General features: G+C 66.5%; 5 protein-coding genes. 4 read left to right on the plus strand and 1 reads right to left on the minus strand.

Annotated elements, in window-relative coordinates; all coding sequences use genetic code 11:
• Positions 1-18 precede the first annotated feature (18 nt).
• From KO481_RS28045 to KO481_RS28055, 3 genes are all read left to right on the plus strand, one after another.
• Entirely contained in the window at positions 19-957 is a 939-nt protein-coding gene (locus KO481_RS28045; RefSeq protein ID WP_215921454.1) for a MerR family transcriptional regulator, read from the plus strand.
• 71 nt (positions 958-1,028) lie between these two features.
• Positions 1,029-1,973: a glycerophosphodiester phosphodiesterase family protein gene (locus KO481_RS28050; RefSeq protein WP_215921456.1), complete on the plus strand. Its 945-nt coding sequence runs from the start codon at positions 1,029-1,031 to the stop codon at positions 1,971-1,973.
• Positions 1,970-2,698, plus strand: coding sequence for a hypothetical protein (locus KO481_RS28055; RefSeq protein ID WP_215921458.1), 729 nt, complete (start codon positions 1,970-1,972; stop codon positions 2,696-2,698). Before KO481_RS28050 ends, KO481_RS28055 begins: the two co-directional genes overlap by 4 nt.
• Positions 2,699-2,705: 7 nt before the next feature.
• Here the strand turns inward: KO481_RS28055 and KO481_RS28060 are convergent, their stop codons facing one another.
• Positions 2,706-3,386: an SDR family oxidoreductase gene (locus KO481_RS28060; protein WP_215921460.1), complete on the minus strand. Its 681-nt coding sequence runs from the start codon at positions 3,384-3,386 to the stop codon at positions 2,706-2,708.
• A gap of 353 nt (positions 3,387-3,739) precedes the next feature.
• On the opposite strand from KO481_RS28060, the gene KO481_RS28065 reads away from it, so the two are divergent.
• Positions 3,740-3,928 carry an SRPBCC family protein gene (locus KO481_RS28065; protein ID WP_215921462.1) on the plus strand — a complete coding sequence of 63 codons (189 nt, stop codon included), beginning with the start codon at positions 3,740-3,742 and terminating at the stop codon, positions 3,926-3,928.
• The last annotated feature ends 142 nt before the right edge of the window (positions 3,929-4,070 follow it).

The following is a 4,070-nucleotide window of genomic DNA, read 5'->3' on the forward strand; positions in this document are numbered from 1 at the left end:
AGACTCCACGCTATGGGTATGGACGACGAGAACCTCCTCACCATCGGAGCGCTGGCCGAGCGGACCGGCTTGCCGGTCAAGACGATCCGCTTCTATGCCGACAAGGGGATCGTTCCGCCGACCTGTCACAGCCCGAGCGGCTACCGACTGTACGACGTCGACGCCCTGGCCCGCCTGGAACTGGTCCGCACCCTGCGTGCGCTGGACATCGATCTGGCCACCGTCCGCCGCATCCTGGCCCGCGAGAGTTCGCTGGCCGAGGTTGCCGCGGCGCACGCGGCGGCGCTCGATGCCCAGATCCGGGTGCTGCGCCTGCGGCGGGCGGTGTTGCGGGCGGTGGCCGAGCGGGAATCGAACCCACAGGAGATGGATCTGATGCACAAACTGGTGAACCTGTCGCAGTCCGAACGGGACCGCTTCATCCACGACTTCATCGACAACACGTACGGCGGTGTCGACGCCAACCCCGCCCTCGTGGAACTGCTGCGCACGACCATGCCGGAACTTCCGGATGATCCTACGCCCGAGCAGGTCCAAGCCTGGATGGAACTCGTGGAGCTGGTGCAGGACAACGACTTCCGCGCCGCGGTGCGACGGATGGCCGAATATCAGGCGAAGGAGCGCGCCGCCGGCGACACCACGGGCCTGCATCACGACCTGACCGAAGCCGTGTGTGCGGAGGTCGGCGAGGCGCTGACGGAGGGCACCGCACCGGACTCGAAGGCTGGATCCACCATCGTGGACTCGCTGACCGCGCATTATGCCGAGACCTTCGACAAAGCCGACAACACCGAGCTGAGGAGTTGGATCCTCGAGCGGCTCGAGGTCGCCAACGACTCCCGGGTGGCGCGGTACTGGCGGCTGGTCGCCACCATCAGCGGCTGGCCTCCGCTGGAGGACCTCGGCCCGGTGTTCACCTGGTTCGGCGAGGCCCTGCGCGCCAATCTCGCGAAGTAGCAATGCCGCGTATCGCGAAGAGGAAGAACAGGCTCCGGGTCCGGCAGATCGGCGCATTGGGTGCTGCGAGCATGCTGCTGCTCGCAGCCTTCGCGTACACCAACAACACCAACGCGCTCGCCGACCACACCGCAGACAAGCCGTTCATTCTGGCCAATGGTGGGATGCAGCAAGACTTTTCGCCTGTCGGACTGACCAATCAGACCTGCATCGCGAGCCGAATGCTGCCCCCGGTGCATCGATACCTCGAGAACACGATCGAATCGATGGCGGCCGCGTTCCGGCTCGGCGCCGGGACAGTCGAGTTCGATGTCCAGCCCACCAGGGACAAACACCTGGTCGTCTTCCACGACTACGATCTCCGGTGCCGAACCAACGGAACCGGCCACACCGAGGACTACACACTCGATCAGCTCCGCACTCTCGATATCGGCTACGGCTACACCGCCGACGGCGGCAGGACATTTCCCTTCCGGGACAAGGGATACGGGCCGATGCCGAGCCTCGAGGAGGTCTTGAACGCCTTCCCCGGACGTCGTCTACTCATCGATATGAAGAGCGACGACCCGGCCGACGGAACGCTGCTCGCGCACATCCTGGCAGGGTTGCCCGATGCCCGTCGATCCGCGCTCACCGTCGAGGGCGGCGACAGGTCTATCGATGCAGTGCGCCAACAACTTCCACACCAACGCGTCATGTCGAAGTCCATCATCGAGCGCTGCGCGGCGTGGTACGTGGGTGTCGGATGGACCGGGCACGTCCCCGACTCCTGCAAGCACATCGAACTCCTCCTGCCGGACCGGCTCGCGCGCTGGGGGTGGGGCTGGCCCGGGGTATTTCTCGACCGCATGAGGAACAACGACACGATCGTGGTGGTCGAAAAGGGCGACGGCAGCGAGGAATTCTCGAGCGGATTCGATTCCCCGCAGGACCTACAGCGTTTACCGGCCGACTACTCCGGCGGCGTATGGACGAACCGCATCGATCGGATCGCGCCGGTGTTCGCGCAACGTTGACCAGGGGGACGGTGCTGAAGGCAGGCCCGGACGAAGCCGCCGACGACCGGGTTGTTGTCATCGGCAGGAGCCCAGGCGACCCCGACTCACTGGCCGGACTGAACCAGGACCGGACCACGACGAGCTCGCCCGGTACGCCCCAGGCCGAGCCGGTCGCTCCGTCAGCGCGGACGAATGCGATTCTGCTGCTGTGGACCATCGCCGCCGGCTTGGCCACGATCGGTTCGAACATTGCCGCGTCCTACTTCGTGCAGCTCGGCACGCAGTCCGGTCTGTCTACTGCCACGGCGGGCTTGATGCAGTCGATGGCCGCCGTTGTCGCGGTCGTCGTCCGCCTGCTGGTCGGCGTTCTCGCCGACCGCGCACCGCGCCGAAACCCGGCAATCGTCGCCGCGATGATGTTCAGTGGCGCGATCGGCTTGGCTCTGATCTCGATGGCGACCATCGGCACGTTCACGATCGGTGCCCTGCTCGCCGTCGCGGGTGGCTGGGGCTGGACCGGGCTGCTGCTGGCCGCGATCATGCGGCTGCTGCCGGGCCAGGGCGCACAAGCCGGAGCGACCGTGCAGATCGGCCTGTTCGGTGGTGCGGCGGTCGCGCCGTTCGCCTTCGGCGCCGCATCAGCCGCGTTCGGAATGGCAACCACGGTCCAGCTCGCCGCCATCCTCGTGGTCATCGCGACCGGCGCGATGATCGTCGGAGCGCGGCTGCAACGCAACGCATGATCCCCGTTCACCAGGGCAGCGGGTGGCCGTCGCGGAAGAAGCCCCCGGTCGGCCCGGAATCGGGGAGAGTGGCCGCCCACACCACGCTCGCGGCGCCCTCGGTGACCGGACGCCCGCCGGGGCCGCCCATGTCCGTGGCAACCCATCCCGGGCACACCGCATTGACCAGGATCCGATCACCGCGCAACTCGCCGGCGAGCATGCGGGTCAGCGCATTGAGCGCCACCTTCGAGGCGGTGTAGGCGGGGGTACCGCCGCCCATACTGGTCAGCGAGGCGGCCTCGCTCGATACGTTGACGATGCGGGCATGAGTTCCCTTGCGCAGCAGTGGAAGAAAGTGCTGCACCATCGACCACGGACCATAGAGGTTGGTTTCGGCCGCGTCGCGCACGACGGCCAGATCGGCGGTGGCCGCCCGCTGCCAGGTGTCGTAGCTGATCGCGGCATTGTTGACCAGCACATCCAGCCGACCGTGGTCACGCTCGACCGTACGCGCCGCAGCGGCGACGCTCTCGTCGTCGGTAACATCGAGCTGCAGCGGAATCGCCCCAACGGCTTTCGCGGCCGCTCGCGCGGAATCGGCTGTGCGGGCGGTCAACAGCACGGTATGACCGCGTGCGGCGAGTTGGCGGCACACCTCTCGTCCGATACCGCGACTGCCGCCGGTGACCAGGGAAATTGTCGTCATCTGTACCAGCCTGGCAGGGCCCGCTGATATTCACCTGGCAAGTACTGACAGGGCCCTGGACTTGACCAATCATCCACGACCCCAACCGAATCCGTCTCGGCCTCCGTCCTTCGAAGGCTGCGGTGGGTCAGGCGGTGTGGGCACTGTTGCCCACTGCCACAGCCCGATCGACTTCGGCGCGAATGTCCTATCCGTGTGGCGCTGTGGTTCAAGCGCACACCGTACTCACCTACGTACCGTAGGACAGCAGCCGACCGAGCGGTGTCGAACGCTGCTGGACGGGCGAGAATGGCTGTGAAGCAAGAGAATTCCGGTCGCGCGAGGGCTTCCGGGCGAGGCGCGAGGTAGGTTTCATGACGACAGTCGAGGTCCGGCACGTGATGGCCGCCGACCCGGAGACCGTGTACGAACTGCTCGCCGACGTGACCCGGATGGGCGAGTGGAGCCCGGAGTCGGCGGGCGGCGAGTGGCTCGCCGGCGAACCTGGCGCCGTGGGATCGACGTTCCGCGGCGACAATCGGCGTCCGTGGATCAAATCGTAAGTTGTTCTGGTGCTGGCGATATCGCTTCACCTGATTGAGTCCTGCCGGGAGTGCCCATGACGCCCATCGGTTTCGCCGTCCGCCGCGGCGCCATGGTCTGGTCCGGGTGTGGGGTTTTGTTGTGAGCCGGGCGTGATCTGTC

Source organism: Nocardia albiluteola, assembly GCF_018860155.1.
Classification (GTDB): Bacteria; Actinomycetota; Actinomycetes; order Mycobacteriales; family Mycobacteriaceae; genus Nocardia; species Nocardia albiluteola.